Below are 17680 nucleotides of genomic sequence, written 5' to 3'. Positions count from 1 at the left end.
CGTGTCGGCCGGGTTCCGGCTGTGCCGGCTGGGCTGATGTTGGTGGTGGGCCGGATCTCGGGGCTGGTGGAGCCGGTTCGCGGGAGGGCCGGCCAGATCTGGGGACCTCGGACACCTCGTGGGGACCTGGGTCAGGGTATTTCGTGTCCGAGGTCCCGACGTGCTGTCCGGACCCCCGACACGTGTACCGGATCCGGGCGAGCTAGATAGTCCCCCGGGCCTGGCGGCTGCTGATCAATCGCGTTGGCAGCCGGAGGAGGTCTGTCTAGGGTCTGTTGGCATGGTGGATTACGACGAGCGGCTGCATCGGGTGTACGCCGAGGGACGGCGGCTGACGGCTGAGGGTCTGGGCGAGTGGATGGAGGAGTTCGCAAGCCATGCACCAGCGGATCGGCCGCTCGCGGTGCTGGACCTGGGGTGTGGGATCGGGCGGTTCACCCCGGCGCTCGCCGACACCTTCGGCGGGCCTGTCTACGGAGTCGAACCCTCCGCGCGGATGCGGGAGATCGCGACCGTCTCGGCGGCGCACCCGGACGTGACCTACCTCGAAGGGTCAGGTGAGGCGATTCCACTACCGGACGAGTCGTGCGACCTGGCCCTGCTGTTCCTGTCGTTCCACCACTTCGTCGATCGACTGCAGGCGTTCCGCGAGCTCAGGCGGGTGCTGCGGCCTGGTGGTGTGGCGCTGCTCCGGACGCAGTTCCGCGACTTCATGCCGGATCTCTGGTGGTACCGGTACTTCCCGTCCGCACGCCGGGTCGACGCTGAGATGTATCTACCGCTCGGGCAGGTCCGCACGCTGGCGCAGCAGGCCGGGCTCGTTGCCGAGCCGGAGCCGGTCTGGGCGGACGTGACAGAGCCGCGCACACTACGAGCGACATACGAGCGGCTGAAACTCCGGGCTATCTCGACCTTCGAGCATCTCCCGGAGGAGGAGGTCGACGCCGGCTTCGCCCAGTTCGAGCAGGACGCCGCGGCTGATCCCGAGCGAGTGGTTCCGGCGTTCCCGGCGGGCCTGCTGATTCTGCGTCGCCGTTAGGACCAGACCACGTTGACCGCCGAGGGTTTGCGGAAGACCAGGCCGCGGGGCGGGGGAGAGTCGGCGGTCAGGCGGAGGTCGGGCAGTTGTAGCAGCGCGGTGAGAGCGGTGAGGGCCTCGAGGCGGGCGAGGTGCATGCCGAGGCAGATGTGGGGACCGCTCGCGAAGGCCAGGTGGCGCCGGGCGTTCGCGCGCCGTACGTGGTAGCGGTCGGGGTCGGGGAAGACCGCCGGGTCGCGGCCCGCGCCGGCCAGGGACACGGTGACCAGGTCGCCCTCGCGGATCTCGGCACCGCCAAGCGAAACGTCGCGGGTGGCGTAGCGATCGACGACCGCGGCGGCTGGTTCGAGGCGCAGCGACTCCTCGAGGGCGTTCGGCAGCAACGACGGGTCGGCGAGGACGAGGTCGAGCTCCGAACGGTTGGTGAGCAGGTGCCAGAGGGCGTTGGTGATCATGCCCTCGGTGGTCTCGATGCCGCCGAACATCAGTACTGCGGCGTTGGCGACGACCTCATCCGTACCGAGCCCCGCGTGGGCCTCGGCGATCAGGGAGTCGGTGCCATCGATGCCTCCGGCAACATGTTCGTGCAACCGGGAGAACGCCTCTGCTCCCGAGGCGGTGACAGGACGGCCCGCGGAGACCCCGGTCACGGAGTCGGAGATCGCCTCGTACCACTTCAGCACGGTCGCGGCCGAGGTCGGCGGCAACCCGAGCGAGTACGCGACGACGGCAACCGAGAGCGGCCCGGCGACGGCACGCCGTAGGTCCGCGGCGCCACCTGACAGCGCAGAGACCAGCCGCCGGGTCTCCTCCTCGACGAACCCGGTGAATCGCGAACGAGTCTGCGCCAGGCCGAAGGGCTGCTCGAACGGCTCGCGGTGTGCGGCGTGGGCGGAGTGGTCCAGCGAGAGCATGGACGGCCCGACCACCTGGGCGGTGGAGAACCGGGGATCGTCGACGGTGAAGCTCTCCGGATCGCGCATCACCTGCATCGCCAGCTCGCGGCTGCTGACCACCCATCCACCCAGTGCCTCGACCCAGCCGACAGGACGGATCCGCGCCAGAACCGGATGGGGATCGGTGGTCAACTCGTCGACGGTGGTCATCGCCCAAAGCCTAGAGCGGGGCGTTGGGGGGTTGAAGACCAGTGCGCCCGGTGGTATTGCTGCGACAGATCCGTTGCCAACGACTCAGCGGGTGACTGGGTTACGGATCTCGCACTGTGGGCATCTAGGGTGTGGGCCATGTCTGAGAACCTGGTGCTGCTTCCTGCCGTGGATGTGGCGGATGGGCAGGCCGTCCGGCTGGTGCAGGGTGAGGCCGGCAGTGAGACCTCGTACGGCGACCCGCTGGCCGCCGCGATGGCCTGGCAGCAGGCCGGCGCGGACTGGATCCACCTCGTCGACCTCGATGCCGCCTTCGGGCGCGGCAGCAACCGCGAACTGCTCGCCGAGGTGACTGGCAAGCTCGACGTCCAGGTCGAGCTGTCCGGCGGCATCCGCGACGACGACTCGCTCGAGGCGGCGCTGGCGACGGGTGCGCGCAGGGTCAACATCGGCACCGCGGCGCTCGAGAACCCCCAGTGGTGCGATCGGATCGTGCAGCAGTACGGCGACCGGGTCGCGATCGGCCTCGACGTGCGCGGCCGCACCCTCGCGGCGCGGGGCTGGACCAAGGAAGGCGGCGACCTCTACGAGGTGCTCGAGCGGCTCGAACGGGCCGGCTGCGAGCGGTACGTCGTCACCGACGTGACCAAGGACGGCATGCTCCAGGGGCCCAACCTGGACCTGTACCGCGACTTGTGCGCGCGCACTGACAAGCCGATCATCGCCTCGGGTGGTGTCTCCAGCCTGGACGACCTGCGTGCCCTCAGCACCCTGGTCGACGAGGGCGTCGAAGGCGTCATCGTCGGCAAGGCCCTGTACGCCGGGGCGTTCACCCTGACCGAGGCGCTCGAACTCACCCGTGGAGGCGACAAGTGAGTCTTGCCGACAAGCTGGCAGGCAAGAAGGTCCTCGTCACCGGCGTCACCGGCTTCGTCGGTGAGGCTCTGCTGCACCGGATCATCGGCGAACTGCCCGACACCACGGTGGTCGCGATCATCCGCCCGAAGGGTTCGCTGACCGGCACCGCGCGGATGGCGCAGTTGCTGAACAAGGACATCTTCAACCCGTTCCACGGCGAGGGCACCCCCTACGCCGACGCGGAGGCGCTGGGCGCCGCGCGGGTCGAGGTCGTCGAGGGCGACCTGTCCGCCGTGCCGGAACTGCCGAAGGATCTCGACCTCGTCGTGCACTGCGCCGGTGACGTCAGCTTCGACCCGCCGATCCACGAAGCGTTCACGACCAACGTGCTCGGCACCAAGAGCCTGCTCGAGCGGATCGACGAAAGCCGCGCGGGGACCGAACGCCGGATCCACTACGTCCACATCTCCACCGCCTACACCGCGGGCAGGCGCCGCGGCGCGATCCCCGAGGCCCCGGTCGAGCACACCGTCGACTGGCGCGCCGAGGCCGAGGCCGGGATGGCGATGAAGGCGCGGGTGGAGGAAGCCTCCCGCAGTTCGGCGATGCTGGTGAAGTTCCGCAAGCAGGCTGAGAAGTTGCACCGCCGGGCCGGTCACCTGACCGCGGCGGCCGACACCGAGCGCCGGCGTACCGAGTGGGTCGCGAAGAAGCTGGTCGAGACGGGCACCGAGCGGGCCCGCAGCCTCGGCTGGACCGACTGCTACACCTTCACCAAGGCGCTCGGCGAGCGGGTGGTCGAGGAGTTCGCGGCCAAACTGCCGACCTCGATCGTGCGCCCGGCGATCATCGAGTCCGCGCTGCAGAGCCCGAACGCCGGCTGGATCGAAGGCTTCAAGATGGCCGAGCCGCTGATCCTGGCCTACGGCCGTGGTGAGCTGCCGGAGTTCCCCGCCAGCCCCGACTCGGTGGTCGAGATCGTACCGGTCGACCACGTCGTCGGCGCGATCTGCGCGGTGATGGCGACCGAGCCCGAGCTGTCGAAGCCGGAGTACTACCACGTCAGTTCCGGCGCGCGGAATCCGCTCACCTTCGAGCAGTTGTACGCCGGTGTGCGCGCGTACTTCTCCAAGCACCCCTTCGACCTGGGCGAGCGGGGTGCCGTCCGGCTGCCGCAGTGGAAGTTCCCCGGCGGGGACACCGTGGAGAGCCTGCTCCGGCACGGCGAACGCGCCCACAAGATCGCCGACACGATCATCACGCACGTCCCGCGCAGCGAGCGCACCCGGAGATACGCTCGCGAACTCGACGTGCAGAAGCGCCGGCTGGACTTCCTCCGCCGCTACATGGACCTGTACGCCGAATACGCGCAGGCCGAGCTCCAGTTCATCGACGACAACGTGCTCGCACTGCACAACGCACTCGAGGGTGACGACCGGGAGAAGTTCTGGTGTGACACCGCGATCGTGGACTGGCAGTACTACCTGCAGGAAGTGCACTGCCCGAGCGTGACGGACTCGCTGCGCCGGCTGGACGTCGTGCGGAAGAAGCGGAACAAGGCGCTGGCCGAGTCGGCGGGCACCTTGAGGAAATTGGACGAGCCTGCCACCGCAGGCGCTGACGCCGAGATCATCGCCGCGTTCGACATGGACGGCACGCTGCTGTCGTCGAACGTGATCGAGACCTACCTGTGGATGCGGCTGCCGGAGCTCGACAGTCACCAGCGGGTCGGCGAGATCGGCGCGATGCTGCGCAAGCTGCCGAAGCTGATCGCGGCAGAGCGAAAGGACCGCGGCACCTTCCTGCGCACGATCTACCGCCGCTACGAGGGCGCTGATCTCGAAGAGCTGAACCGGATCGTCGACGAGGTGCTCGCCGAGCACGTGCTGGAACGCCTCAGCGGCGCTGCCGTGCGGCGGATCCGCGAGCACAAGGCGGCCGGGCATCGCACGATCCTGATCACCGGCGCCGTCCGGCCGCTGACCAGGCCGCTGGAGCCCTTGTTCGACGAGATCGTGGCCGCCGAGCTCGCGGTCGACGATCGCGGTCGCTGCACCGGCTTCCTCACCGGACCACCGCTGGTCGGCGAGTCCCGGGCCGCCTGGATCAAGCACCGCGCCCGCGGTACGTCGATCGATTTGTCCAGGTCATACGCCTACGCAGACAGCCACTCGGACCTCCCGATGCTGACGACCGTCGGCAACCCCGTCGCCGTCTCACCGGACGTGTCGCTGTTCCGGGCCGCCCGGGCCGCGCGCTGGCAGATCGTCGACTGGAAGACCCCGTCCACCTCATCGCGTCTGGAGATCCCCGGGGTGAACGCCCGATGATGCTCGCGCTCGAGATGTACCGCTCGCCGGCCAAGTACCTGGCGGCGAAGGCGGTCGGCGGCCGGATCCCCGGCATCCTGACCGGTCCGGCGGCGCCGCTGCGACTCGTCACCATCAACGAGCCGAAGGCCGACAAGGACGGCTGGGCGCGGATCCGCCCGATCCTGTCCGGCATCTGCGGCTCCGACCTCGGCATGGTCACCGGCCACACGAAGCTGTACTTCTCCGCGATGGTGTCGATGCCGTTCGTGCCGGGTCACGAGATCGTCGGTGAACTGCTCGACGACTGCGAGGACCTGCCGAAGGGCAGCCGCGTGGTGATGGACTCGGTCCTCACCTGCGCGGCCCGTGGTGTCGAGCCCTGCCACGGGTGCGCGTCCGGGAACACCAACCGCTGCGACCGGGTCACCGTCGGCCACGTGGCGCCAGGCCTGCAGACCGGCTTCTGCCAGGACACCGGTGGCGGCTGGGGGAACGTGATGGTCGCGCACCGCAGCCAGCTGTACGCAGTACCGGATGGGCTTTCTGATGAGCGGGCTGTGCTGACCGAGCCGCTCGCGTGCGCGGTTCACACGGCTCTCCGGGCAAAGGTCGAGCCCGGTCAGTCGGTGTTGGTCAGTGGCGCGGGAGCGGTCGGCTTGTTCGCCACGCTCGCCTTGCGCGAGTTGACCCAGGCCGGCCGGATCACCGTGGTCGCGAAGCACGCCAAACAGCGCGAACTCGCGCGGGCCTTCGGTGCGAGCGATGTGGTCGCTCCCGACGAGGTCTTCCGCGGCGTACGCCGGGCCACCGGGGCGTTCCGCCTGAAACCGCAGCTCGGCCGCGAGTTCCTGCTCGGTGGCGTCGACGTCGCGGTGGACGCGGTCGGCAGCAAGGACTCGATCGACACCGTACTGCGGGTCACGAAGGCCGGTGGTCGCGTCGTGCTGTCGGGTATGCCGTCCACGGGTGCCGACTTGTCGCCGGTGTGGTTCCGTGAACTGGAGCTGACCGGCACGTACGCGTCCTCGCGGGAGGAGCCGAACGATCGGCCGGCCTTCGAGACCGCGCTGGAGATGGCCGCGAAGGCCCCGCTGGACGGGATCGTCGGGGCGCGCTACCCGCTCTACCGGTGGCGTGAGGCGCTTGACCACGCTCAGTCCGCCGGCCGCCTGGGGACCGTCAAGGTCGCCTTCGATGTGAGGGCTTCCTGATGACGGGGCCATGGCGCAAGCAACAGCACGTACGACGAGAGAGGTTCTGACATGTCTCGGCCAGGGTTTGTGCTTGAGGTGGACGACCGGACGCCGCCGCTGCTCGTACACAACGGTGAGGGATTCCTGCTGGAGCGTTTCCCGCTCGGCACCCGGGTGATCTACCCGCCGGAGGCGCTGCCGGCGGTGCGCGATGTGGAGGAGGCGATCCAGAACGCGTTGCTGAACCCGCTCGAGTCCGAGCCGCTGCCCGAGTTGCTGTACGCCGGGATGAGGCTGACCATCGCGTTCGACGACATCTCCATCCCGTTGCCGCCGATGAAGAAGCCGGACATCCGCCAGCGCATCATCGAGGCCGTCCTGACGATGGCAGCGGACGCGGGTGTCGACGACGTCGAGCTGATCTCCGCGAACGCGCTGCACCGCCGGCTCACCCCGAACGAGCTGCGCGACATCGTCGGCGAGCGGGTGTTCCGGTCGTTCTACCCCGACGGCAAGCTCTACAACTTCGACGCCGAGGACCGCGACAACCTGACCCACCTGGGCCAGACCCGGCACGGCGAGGATGTCGAGATCTCCAAGCGGGCGGCCGAGTCCGACCTGCTGGTCTACGTGAATGTGAACCTGGTGGCGATGGACGGCGGTCACAAGTCGACGTCGATCGGGCTGGCGTCGTACAAGTCGCTGAAGCACCACCACAACAGCCACACGATGATCCACTCGCGGTCCTTCATGGACCACAAGGCCTCGAAGATGCACGAGTCGGCGTGGCGGATGGGCGAGGTGCTGACCGAGCACGTCAAGGTCTTCCAGATCGAGACGTCGCTGAACAACGACATCTTCGGCGGCCCGCTGGAGTTCCTGCAGAAGCGCGAGTGGGAGTGGTCGATCAAGGACCAGGCCTCGATGCTCGCGACCAAGCGGGGTCTCGACCTGGCCCCGGCGAAGGTGCGGCACAAGATCTTCACCGACGTCCGCTCGAACTACGGGCTGACCGGGATCAACGCCGGCAAGATCGAGCCGGTGCACGACAAGACGCTGGAGAACGTGCACCGCCAGCACCTGGTCGAAGTACAGGGTCAGTCCGACGTCGCGATCATGGGCGTGCCGTTCGTCGGCCCCTACAACGTGAACTCGGTGATGAATCCGATCCTGGCCGCGTGCATGGGCCTGGGCTACTACTTCAACTCCTACCGGGGCAACCCCGTGGTCCGCAAGGACGGCGCGGTGATCCTCTACCACCCGGTGGACTACGAGTTCAGCCAGTTGCACCACCCGTCGTACGTGGACTTCTTCGAGGAGGTGCTGTCGGAGTCGACCGACCCGGCCACCATCGAGGCGAAGTTCGAGAAGCAGTACGCCGAGGACCCGTGGTACATCCACCTGTACCGGACCTCGAACGCGTACCACGGCGTGCACCCGTTCTACATGTGGTACTGGATCAGCCACGCGCTGGACCACTGCGGCGACATCGTCTGGGTCGGCGCGAACCGCAAGACGGTCGAGCGGATGGGCTTCCGGTCCGCCTCGACCCTGCAGGACGCGCTGGAGATGGTGAGCCACTCGGTCGGCCGCTCGCCGTCGATCACCTACCTGCACAACCCGCCGCACCTGCTCGCGGACGTGCGCTGATGGGCACCAACCTGGTGAAGTTCAGCCGCGACACAGCACGCGACGTGAAGGTGGTAGCGCGCGGCTGGCGCTGGGGTCGCCGTCCGCAGGTGCCGCGCTCGGCCGAGCCGTACGTGATCCCCAAGGAGTCCTCGGTCTTCCCGACCAAGTGGGCCCGTACGCCGGCCGCGATCGCCGTGCGGGAGGTGCTGCAGAAGGGCGCCCTCAACTCCGTACTGCGCTTCGAGGTGAACCCGCAGGTCAGCGGGCTCGACTCGCTCGGCAAGGTGCACGGCCCGGCGCTGATCGTGGCCAACCACTCGTCCCACCTGGACACGCCGCTCGTGCTCTGCACCCTGCCCGACGCGATGCGCCGCAAGACCGCGGTGGCTGCCGCCGCCGACTACTTCTTCGACACCTGGTGGCGCGCGACGGCCTCGGCGCTCGTGTTCAACACGTTCCCGATCGAGCGTCGGGGCGGCAAGCTCAGTGCCACCCCGGGCGATCTGCTCGGCGACGGCTGGAACGTGGTCGTTTTCCCGGAGGGCACCCGCTCGCCCGACGGCTGGATGGAGCGGTTCCGGATGGGGGCGGCCTACCTCGCCGTGGAGCACGGCGTACCGGTCATCCCGGTCGGCATCAAGGGGTCGTTCGCCGCGATGCCGCGCGGTCGGGGTTGGCCCGTGCCGGGCCGCCCGACGGTCGCCGTACGGTACGGCGACCCGCTGTACCCGGCCGAGGGGGAGAGCGCACGCGACTTCGCGCCCCGCATCTCGGCCGCCGTCTCGGCGCTGCTCGACGAGGAGTCGACCACCTGGTGGGAGGCCCGCCGCCGGGTCGCCGCCGGCACCTCGCCGTCCCAGTCCGGCCCCGACGCCGCCCGCTGGCGCCGCGTCTGGGAATCCACCGCCCCCGTCCAACCAGCCGGAGGAAAACGCCGCGCCTGGAAGTGACCGACCCGGTCCTCCGGCCGCCGCTCGCCGCGCGGCCCGAGGATTCGCCCCTGCGCCTGGCGTCTTCCCACCCTCGGCGGGCTGCTCCGCTGAGGGGTTACCCATTGAGGTTGTGGGTTGCCACCCCGGAATTTCAGGCGGTAACCCGCAATATCGGTGGGTAACCCCCCGGCGGTTTGCTTGAAGCTCCGCGGGACGCCGCGGCCTCCCCGGCGGTTTGCTTGTAGCTCCGCGGGGACGCCGCGGGCGTCGGCGGCGCTGCTCGCCGGGCGCGTGGTGCGGGCGTTGCCCTGATCGTGTGAACTGGCTCGGTACCCTTTCCGGGTGAGCCTTGCCGTGCGAGTGATCCCCTGCCTGGACGTCGATGCGGGCCGGGTGGTGAAGGGCGTCAACTTCGTCGACCTGCGCGACGCCGGCGACCCGGTCGAGATGGCCAAGCTGTACGACGCCGAGGGGGCCGACGAGCTGACCTTCCTCGATATCACCGCGTCCTCGGGATCCCGCGAGACGACGTACGAGGTGGTCGGGCGGACGGCCGAGCAGGTGTTCATCCCGCTCACGGTCGGTGGTGGCGTGCGGGAAGCGGCGGACGTGGACCGGCTGCTGCGGGCCGGGGCGGACAAGGTCGGCATCAACACCGGCGCGATCGCGCGGCCCGCGGTGATCGAGGAGATCGCCCACCGGTTCGGCAACCAGGTGCTCGTGCTGTCCCTCGATGTACGCCGGGCCGCGGACCAGCCGAGCGGGTTCGAGGTGACCACGCACGGCGGTCGCCGTTCCGCCGGCCTGGACGCGATCGAGTGGGCCCGCCGTGGCGCCGAGCTCGGGGCGGGGGAGATCCTGCTGAACTCGATGGATGCCGACGGCACCAAACAGGGTTTCGACCTGGACTTGATCCGCGCGGTCCGTGCTGTGGTCGACGTACCGCTGATCGCCAGCGGGGGAGCGGGCCTGCCCGAGCACTTCCCGCCCGCGGTCGAGGCGGGCGCGGACGCGGTACTGGCCGCGAGCGTGTTCCACTTCGGCGATCTGCGGATAGCGGACGTGAAGAAGGCGCTGCGCGACGCCGGCGTAGTGGTCCGGTGAGCGACATGGTGGTCCACCACCCGGACCAGGCCGACCTGCTCGCGGACGTCGAGCAGGAACTCTCCGTCCTGTTCCGCCGCGCCCGGTCAGCCTCGATGCTGCTGGCGCGCCGAGTGCACCCGGAGATGGACGCGGCCGGCTACGCCCTGATCTCCCAGGTCGAAGTCGGTACTGCGGGCGGTGGCGCGGGCGTTCGCGCGTCCGACGTTGCGCAGGCCCTCGGCCTGGACAAGTCGACGGTCTCCCGCGGCCTGGCCCAGCTGGAGAACCTCGGCCTGATCGAGCGCGTAGGCGACCCCGACGACGGCCGAGCGCGCCTCCTCCGCCTGACCGCCACCGGCTCCGCCCGGTTCGACGCCATGCGAGCCCAACGCCAGACCGAGTTCCGCGCGATCCTCGCCCGCTGGGACACCACCGACCTCAACGACCTGGCGCGGCTGCTGACCCGCCTCAACACCGACCTCAGCTGGGGAGACCCCGCAGCCCCCCGCTGACCAGGCCCACGCCCCTCCTCCGTCGAGACTCCCCAGGGACCGTTTTCCTCCTCCGTCGAGATTCGCCAGGGCCTACGCCCCTCCTCCGTCGAGATTCGCAGGGCCCACGCCCCTCCTCCGTCGAGACTCCCAGGACCCGTGTTCCTCTGTCGGATTCCCCGGGTCGGAGATCCTTCGTCGAGGATCCCGCGGGATCGGAATCCCCCGTCGCGCTGGCCTTAGGCTGACGGGGACACCCAACTGGGGCTCGGCCGTCGCCGCCGGGCTCGCTCGGGGGTGGGCCGATAGCCGGTTCTTTGACCACTATCGTGCCTGCAAGGCGGCAGCGGCCGGATTAGCCGCCACCGGGCACCGGGAAAGCGGCTCCAGGAGCGAATCTGGATCCCTGTGCCGGGCAACGGCCCCAGGTCCACCACTTCGCCGCCGCCCGCGAGCGAGTCGTGGATCCCCGTGCAGGGCAACGGGTCCAGGTCCACCTCGCCGCCACCCGCGAGCGGTTGCCGCAGGAGTGATTCCACGACTCGGTGAGCAATGAAGCGAGGCTCGGCGACCCCTGCGGCGGGCGTAATCGGACGCGGTGTTCGCTCTGAGTAGGCAAGGGTGCTGCTGACGTGCAGATGGTTGCAGAAACCAACTAATTATCATATAGTTGGGTAATGCAACTAGCCCATCAAACCTCTGTCCCGGGGGTGGAACGGGATACGCCGGCCCAGGAAGTGCTCGACGGGGTCAGTTCGCTGATCCGGGCCGTGCGTTGTATCGAGCACAAGCACCTCTGGCCCGACGCCGGTTTGCGGCGCGCGGATGCCAGTGTCCTCAAGGTGCTGGCCAGGGACGGTGAGCAACGCAGCGGGGAGATCGCTGCCAAGCTCACGGTCGACGCGTCCGTGGTGAGCCGTCAGCTGAGTGCGCTGGAAGGCGACGGCCTGGTGAGCCGTCGGCCCGATCCGGCGGACGCGAGGGTCTCGCTGGTCGCGCTGAGCGCGGTCGGCCGGGCCCGGCTGGAGGCGCTCTACTCCAACTACACCCGACAACTCCGCGCCGCCCTTGCGGACTGGAACGACGACGACATGACTGCCGCCGCCGAAGCATTGCACCGGGTAGCCGGCGCGATGACCCAGGCCGCCGAATCCGGTCGGCGCACCAACAACTCGACTGGAGACTGATGACTGTCACCGAGAACCGGCTACAGGCGCCCGCTGCGCCGGCGCTCACCCACCGCGAGATCCTCGAGATCCTGATCGGACTGCTCGCCGCGTTGTTCACGGCGATGCTCAGCTCGACCATCGTCAGCAACGCGCTGCCGACGATCATCGCCGATCTGGAGGGCTCCCAGACGCAGTACACCTGGGTGCTCACCGGGAGCCTGTTGGCGACCACGGTGTCGACCCCGATCTGGGGCAAGCTGTCCGACCTGATGAACAAGAAGCTGCTGGTGCAGCTCGCGATCATCCTGTTCGTGATCGGCTCCGCCCTGGCCGGTATGGCCCACAATGTCCCGTTCCTGATCGGCGCCCGTGTCCTGCAGGGTCTCGCGATGGGTGGCCTGATGGCGCTGGCCCAGGCGATCATCGGCGCGGCGATCCCGCCCCGTGACCGCGGCCGGTACTCCGGCTACATGGGTGCTGTGATGGCGGTAGCCACCGTCAGTGGTCCGTTGATCGGCGGTGTCATCGTCGACACCTCCTGGCTCGGCTGGCGTTGGTGTTTCTATGTCTGTGTTCCGCTGGCGATGATCAGCCTGGTGATGCTGCAGAAGTACCTGCACCTTCCCTTCACCAAGCGTCAGGTGAAGATGGACTACCTCGGCGCGATCCTGATCAGCGCGGCTGCCAGCCTGCCGCTCATCTGGGTCACCTTCGCCGGGCAGAACTTCGCCTGGGTCTCCTGGCAGTCGGCGTTGTTCGTCGGCGGCACGCTGCTCCTGGGCATCCTCGCCGTCGTGGTGGAGACCCGCGCCGCGGAACCGCTGGTCCCGCTGAAGGTCGTCAAGGAGCGGACCACCGCGCTGGCGATCGTGGCCAGCCTGGCCGTGGGTGTCGCCATGTTCGGCAGTGCGCTGTTCCTGGGGCAGTACTTCCAGATCGCCCGCGGTTACAGCCCGACCGAGGCCGGCCTGCTGACCATCCCGATGATGCTCGGCTCGTTCCTGGGGTCGGTCGGTGCCGGGCAGCTGATCAGCCGGTTCGGCAAGTGGAAGCGGTACATCGTCGCCGGCGGCATCCTGCTGGTGATCGGCCTGGTTGTCCTCGGCACGATCGACCACACCACGCCGTACTGGTACGTCGGGCTCGGCATGCTGGCGATGGGCCTCGGCATGGGCATGATGATGCAGAACCTGGTCCTGGCCGTGCAGAACACCGTCGACGTCAGCCAGATCGGTGCTTCCAGCGCGTCGGTCGCGTTCTTCCGCAGCCTGGGTGGTGCTGTCGGCGTATCGGTCCTCGGCGCGATTCTGGCGACGAGGGTCAAGGACCTGCTGATCCAGGGCCTGCTCGCCGGGCCGGGTGGAGCCGCAGCCGTGCGCAAACTGCAGGAAGGCGGAACCGGCAGCACCAGCCTGCTGGACGTCAACCACCTGCCACCCCAACTCGCCGAACTGGTGCGTCAGTCGTACGGCGACGCGACCGGGCGGATCTTCCTGATCGCCGCGGCCTGCGGTCTGGTCAGCCTGATCGCGGTGCTCTTCATCAAGGAGGTCCCGCTCCGCCGCACGGTGGCCAAGCTGGACGTCGAAGAGTTGGTCGGCGACTAACACCCGACAAAGCGCAGGGCGGTGTTCCCCCACGGGGAGCACCGCCCTGCGCAGTGTCAGGTCGCCTGGTCGGCCAGCTCCAGCGCAGGTGGTTCAAGGCCGGCCAGGTCCTGCGTGTGGATGATGGGGGAGCGGAGCAGCCACAGGACGGCGAAGATCCCGCCGGTCGCTGAGATCAGCAGAGTCTCGCGGACACCGAGCCAGGTCCCCAGCAAACCGCCGACGACCGCGCCGAGCGGGCGGATCCCGTAGTTGATGCTGCTGAACGCACCCGCCACGCGGCTCCTCATGTGGTCGTGCATGACCGCCGCCTGCAAGGAGTTCAGCGGAATGTCGAAGCACATCACCGCGAACGCCCCGACGAACTCCGCAGCCGCGAGAGCGGTCGCACGGGCCCAGACCGGCCCGGACGCGAACGCCGCGATCGCGATCGACGCCGGGAACACGATCGCCCCTAGCGCGATCAGTCGCCCGGCCCCGAGCAACCGGGTCAGCGGCGTCGCTGCGAGCGCTCCCAGCAGACCACCCGACGCGCCGATGCCGAACGCCAGACCTATCGTCCCGGCGGACAGCTCCAGATTCCGGCTTGCGAAGAGCACCAGCAAGGCGAGCCCGATCAGGTTGAAGAAGTTGACCGTCGTCGCGCAGCCCAAGCTTCCCCGCAGATACGGATGCTTCAGCAGATACCGCATCCCCTCCCGTGCGCGGCGCAACAGCGGCTCGTCGGTGGGCGCGGCCTCACCCGGCGGAGTCTTCAGGCGGCTCACCTGGACAGCGGAGAACACGAACGACAACGCATCGACCAGTACCGCGACAGGTGCCGTCAGCCATTGCACCAGCACGCCTCCGACCGCGGGACCGCCCATGAAGGAAATCGACCTGGTCGCCGAGAGCTTGCTGTTCGCCTCCAGGAGATGATCCCGGGACACCAGCCGGACGAAGAACGAGGCATAAGCCGTGTTGAAGACGACATGGGCAGTACCCGCCAGGATCGCGATCGCGTACAGCTGCCCCAAGGTCAGCACGTCCAGCCAGTACGCTGCCGGCAGCGTCAGCAGCACGATCGTGCGGAACAAGTCGGCCGCGATCATCAGAGGACGCTTGTCCCGGCGTTGATCCACCCAGGTGCCGATGATCAGCGACGCCAGGTTCGGCAGCCACACCGCGGCGGTGAGGAAGCCGACCTGACTCGGCGAGGCGTCCAGCAGGGTGACGGCGATCAACGGCAGGGCCAGCTCGCTGATCCGGTCGCCGAACTCCGACACGCCCTGAGCCGACCAGAACGTCCGGAACCGACGATCACGCCACAAGCTGTTGGCAGGGACGGCTCTCATACCTTCAGTCCTCACTCGGCCGGGCGGATCAGGTGGTTGCTTCGGGCAATGACATGCGGATCATCCGGATCGGGTGCGCGCCGGGCGGCGCACCTTCCTCGCCCCGCTGCACGTACGGCGCGAGCAGATCCTGTACTGCGTTCTCCAGTGCCTCGGCCTCTTCCGGCGTGATCCTCACCAGCGTGTTCGACGAGCCGGCAGTGCGACTCCACTCCGGCTCGAGGTCGGGTTCGACGTCGACCAGCCACTGCTGCGCCGTCTCCAGCGCCTGGCTCATCAGCTCGGCGCGCAACAGCCGCCCCGCCTCGGCGCCTTCGGGGGTGGCAGGCATCTCGAACCGGAACCCGCGCGCCACCGCCCGCCACCAGCGTTGCCGCTTGTCGGAACCGCCGTCCGGGGCAGGCCCGTCACTGACCAGACCGAACGACGCGAGGTGCCGCAGATGCCAGCTCGTCACGGACGGTGAGGCGCCGACGTGTTCCGACAACTGGGTCGCCGTTGCGGGCCCGTTCTTCTGCAGATAGCTGAGCGCCGCCAGCCGGACCGGGTGCGCCAGTGCGCGCATCGCCTGCGGGTCGGTGATCTCGAAATCGCCGTACGGATTTCTGAGAGACATGTTTCGAGAGTACTCTCTCAGATCGTCGATGACCACTAGTCGTAAGCATGGGCGTACTAAATAAGCTCTATTCAGCTTGATTCGGTGAGATATGGTTAACCCATGCTTACCAATGAGGAAGCCGCGCGGAAGATCCTGACCGGCACCGGCCTGTTCTCGTCCAGAGTCCGGGCCGAGCGCGCCGGGGCGATCAGCCCCGGTCAGACCGGCGTCCTCAGGCAGCTCGCCAAAGCCGGCCCGCTCACGCCCGGGGCCCTCGCGGACCGGCTCAACTCGCAACCCCAGTCGCTCTCGAGGACGTTCGCCGCGCTGGAGGAGCAGGGCTGGATCCGCCGTCGCCCCGATCCGGACGACGGTCGTCAGTCGCTGCTGGAGATCACCCCGGCCGGCTCCGAAGTACTGGCGGCTGAGATGCGGCCGCGCGAGGTCTGGCTGGCCGACGCCCTCAAGCACTTGACCGATGCGGAGCGCGACTTCCTCGTCGTCGCGGCCGGGCTGCTCGAACGACTCTCGGAGGAGGCCCGATGACGGCAACGCTCAGCACGGAGGTCACCACCGACAAAACCCCGGTACGCCGGGTCGCGAGGTTGTTCCGCCCTTACCGCTGGTCCATCGCGGTCCTGATACTCGTCTCGGTGGCGCAAGGTGTCGCGGGGATCGCCTCGCCCTTCCTGGTCCGCGACGTCGTGGACAAGGGATTCCCCGAGCGCAACGCGTCGCTCGTGATCCTGCTCTCCGGCGGCATGATCGCCGCCGCCGCGATCGCCGCGGTCCTGGGGGTCTACTCGACGCGGCTGTCCAACGTGATCGGCCAGGGGATCATGCACGACCTGCGCGTCGGGGTCTACGACCACCTGCAGCGGATGTCGCTCGGCTTCTTCACCCGGACCCGGGCCGGCGAGCTCCAGTCCCGGATCGCGAACGACATCGGCGGTGTCGACAACGTCGTGACCGACACGGCCAGCTCGGTGGTGCAGAACGGTATCGCCGCGCTGACCGTCGGAGTCGCCGCGCTCGTGATGAACTGGAAACTCGCGGCGATCTGCCTGGTCGTAGTACCGGTGTTCCTGGCCTTCTCGTTCCGGCTGGGTCGACAGCAGCGCCAGATCGCCCGCGGCCGGCAGAAGCAGCTGGCCGGAATCACCGCCCTGGTTGAGGAATCCCTGTCCGTAGCGGGCGTTCTGCTGGCGAAGACCCTCGGCCGCCAGCGGGAACTGTCCGATCGGTTCGCCAGCGAGTCGCGCGCGCTGTCACAGACGGAGCTGAACGCGGCGATGAGCGGGAAGTGGGTCAACTCGAGCCGCCGGGCTAGCCTCACCATGATCCCGGCGATCGTGTATCTGGTCTCGGGCCTGACGATGGCGAAGGGCTCGACGGCCTTCTCGATCGGCACGGTCGTCGCGTTCACCACGATGCTGAACCGGCTGGTCGCACCCGCTACCGCCCTCCAGGGCATCGGCGCGGCCGCGTCCACCTCGATGGCCCTGTTCGGCCGGATCTTCGACGTACTAGATCTGCCCGTGGACATCCAGGAGCGTCCGGGTGCTCGCAGCCTGCCGCGGCCGCGCGGCGAAGTACGGGTGTCCGATGCATCTTTCCAGTACAGCGATGACGCCGCGTGGACGTTGGCCGACATCGACTTCGTCGTACCACCTGGTACTACGACGGCGCTCGTGGGTGAGACGGGTTCGGGCAAGACGACGCTGGCGTATCTCGTCGCCAGGCTCTACGACCCGCAGCTCGGCACGGTGGCGATCGACGGGGTGGATCTGCGCGACCTCAAGCTCTCCGCGATCTCCGACGCAGTCGGCCTGGTATCGCAGGAGACCTACCTGTTCCACGAGTCGGTCCGGGAGAACCTGCGCTTCGCGGCTCCGGGTGCCTCCGATGCCGACGTGATCGCGGCCGCCCGCGCGGCCCGGATCCACGACCTGATCGCCAGCCTGCCCGAGGGGTACGACACCGTCGTCGGCGCCCGCGGATACCGGTTCTCCGGGGGCGAACGGCAGCGGCTCGCGATCGCCCGGATGCTGCTGCGGAATCCACCGATCCTGATCCTCGACGAGGCGACCAGCGCGCTCGACAACGAGACCGAGAGAGCCGTCCAGGCCGCGATCGACGAGCTGGCCCGCAACCGCACCACCATCGCGATCGCGCACCGGTTGTCGACCGTGCGCAACGCCGACCAGATCCTCGTACTGGACCGCGGCCGCATCGTCGAACGCGGCACGCACGACGAGCTGGTCTCCCGCGACGGCCGCTACGCCCAACTGCACGGCACACTCACCTGAATCCAAAGGCCTTC

Annotated in this window: 14 protein-coding genes, 1 tRNA gene and 1 pseudogene; 13 read left to right on the top strand and 3 right to left on the bottom strand. The window is 68.6% G+C overall.

Features of this window, described 5'->3' with window-relative positions; translation table 11 throughout:
• Window positions 1-280: 280 nt before the first annotated feature.
• A complete protein-coding gene (locus ABD210_RS25505) occupies window positions 281-1039 on the top strand; it encodes a class I SAM-dependent methyltransferase (protein WP_344114629.1) in 759 nt (252 codons plus the stop codon).
• Here the strand turns inward: ABD210_RS25505 and ABD210_RS25500 are convergent.
• On the bottom strand, window positions 1036-2145 hold the full coding sequence (locus ABD210_RS25500; RefSeq protein ID WP_344114628.1) for a cytochrome P450: 1110 nt from the start codon (window positions 2143-2145) through the stop codon (window positions 1036-1038). The two genes, ABD210_RS25505 and ABD210_RS25500, sit on opposite strands and share 4 nt — an antisense overlap.
• Window positions 2146-2283: 138 nt before the next feature.
• Between ABD210_RS25500 and priA the strand changes: the two genes are divergently transcribed.
• From priA to ABD210_RS25455, 10 genes and pseudogenes are all read left to right on the top strand, one after another.
• A complete protein-coding gene (gene priA / locus ABD210_RS25495; RefSeq protein WP_344114627.1) occupies window positions 2284-3021 on the top strand; it encodes a bifunctional 1-(5-phosphoribosyl)-5-((5-phosphoribosylamino)methylideneamino)imidazole-4-carboxamide isomerase/phosphoribosylanthranilate isomerase PriA in 738 nt (245 codons plus the stop codon).
• Entirely contained in the window at window positions 3018-5333 is a 2316-nt protein-coding gene (locus ABD210_RS25490) for an HAD-IB family hydrolase (protein WP_344114626.1), read from the top strand. Before priA ends, ABD210_RS25490 begins: the two co-directional genes overlap by 4 nt.
• The gene (locus ABD210_RS25485) at window positions 5330-6526 is read left to right on the top strand and encodes a zinc-dependent alcohol dehydrogenase (protein ID WP_344114625.1); all 1197 of its coding nucleotides are present in this window, start codon (window positions 5330-5332) and stop codon (window positions 6524-6526) included. The genes ABD210_RS25490 and ABD210_RS25485 overlap by 4 nt, the downstream gene beginning before the upstream one ends.
• 51 nt (window positions 6527-6577) lie before the next feature.
• A complete protein-coding gene (gene larAH / locus ABD210_RS25480) occupies window positions 6578-8158 on the top strand; it encodes an NPN-dependent hydroxyacid isomerase, LarAH14/15/16 family (protein ID WP_344114624.1) in 1581 nt (526 codons plus the stop codon).
• Window positions 8158-9090, top strand: a complete 933-nt coding sequence (locus tag ABD210_RS25475; protein ID WP_344114623.1) for a lysophospholipid acyltransferase family protein — start codon at window positions 8158-8160, stop codon at window positions 9088-9090. The genes larAH and ABD210_RS25475 overlap by 1 nt, the downstream gene beginning before the upstream one ends.
• A gap of 324 nt (window positions 9091-9414) precedes the next feature.
• Complete coding sequence (hisF, locus tag ABD210_RS25470) at window positions 9415-10176, top strand: imidazole glycerol phosphate synthase subunit HisF (protein ID WP_344114622.1); 762 nt, start codon at window positions 9415-9417, stop codon at window positions 10174-10176.
• Window positions 10177-10181: 5 nt separating this feature from the next.
• A complete protein-coding gene (locus ABD210_RS25465; RefSeq protein ID WP_344115105.1) occupies window positions 10182-10670 on the top strand; it encodes a MarR family winged helix-turn-helix transcriptional regulator in 489 nt (162 codons plus the stop codon).
• 656 nt (window positions 10671-11326) lie between these two features.
• A pseudogene (locus tag ABD210_RS32540) lies at window positions 11327-11602 on the top strand (ArsR family transcriptional regulator); the annotation flags it as partial.
• A tRNA-Thr gene (locus tag ABD210_RS25460) sits at window positions 11561-11647 on the top strand. The pseudogene ABD210_RS32540 and the gene ABD210_RS25460, both read left to right, overlap by 42 nt.
• A 188-nt stretch (window positions 11648-11835) precedes the next feature.
• Window positions 11836-13425, top strand: coding sequence for an MFS transporter (locus tag ABD210_RS25455; RefSeq protein WP_344114621.1), 1590 nt, complete (start codon window positions 11836-11838; stop codon window positions 13423-13425).
• A 56-nt stretch (window positions 13426-13481) separates the two neighbouring features.
• Here ABD210_RS25455 and ABD210_RS25450 read toward each other — a convergent pair whose 3' ends face one another.
• Both ABD210_RS25450 and ABD210_RS25445 read right to left on the bottom strand, forming a co-directional pair.
• A complete protein-coding gene (locus tag ABD210_RS25450) occupies window positions 13482-14759 on the bottom strand; it encodes an MFS transporter (protein ID WP_344114620.1) in 1278 nt (425 codons plus the stop codon).
• Between the two features lie 28 nt (window positions 14760-14787).
• Window positions 14788-15375: an ArsR family transcriptional regulator gene (locus ABD210_RS25445; RefSeq protein ID WP_344114619.1), complete on the bottom strand. Its 588-nt coding sequence runs from the start codon at window positions 15373-15375 to the stop codon at window positions 14788-14790.
• A gap of 102 nt (window positions 15376-15477) precedes the next feature.
• Between ABD210_RS25445 and ABD210_RS25440 the strand changes: the two genes are divergently transcribed.
• Together ABD210_RS25440 and ABD210_RS25435 are read left to right on the top strand one after the other, a co-directional pair.
• Window positions 15478-15903 (top strand): MarR family winged helix-turn-helix transcriptional regulator, encoded by a 426-nt coding sequence (locus ABD210_RS25440; RefSeq protein ID WP_344114618.1) that lies wholly within the window; start codon window positions 15478-15480, stop codon window positions 15901-15903.
• Window positions 15900-17666 carry an ABC transporter ATP-binding protein gene (locus tag ABD210_RS25435; protein WP_344114617.1) on the top strand — a complete coding sequence of 589 codons (1767 nt, stop codon included), beginning with the start codon at window positions 15900-15902 and terminating at the stop codon, window positions 17664-17666. Before ABD210_RS25440 ends, ABD210_RS25435 begins: the two co-directional genes overlap by 4 nt.
• Window positions 17667-17680: the final 14 nt, after the last annotated feature.

Source organism: Kribbella alba, assembly GCF_039529635.1.
Classification (GTDB): domain Bacteria; phylum Actinomycetota; class Actinomycetes; order Propionibacteriales; family Kribbellaceae; genus Kribbella; species Kribbella alba.
Note: the sequence above shows the minus strand (reverse complement) of the source record. Positions and strands in the feature narration are given on the sequence as shown.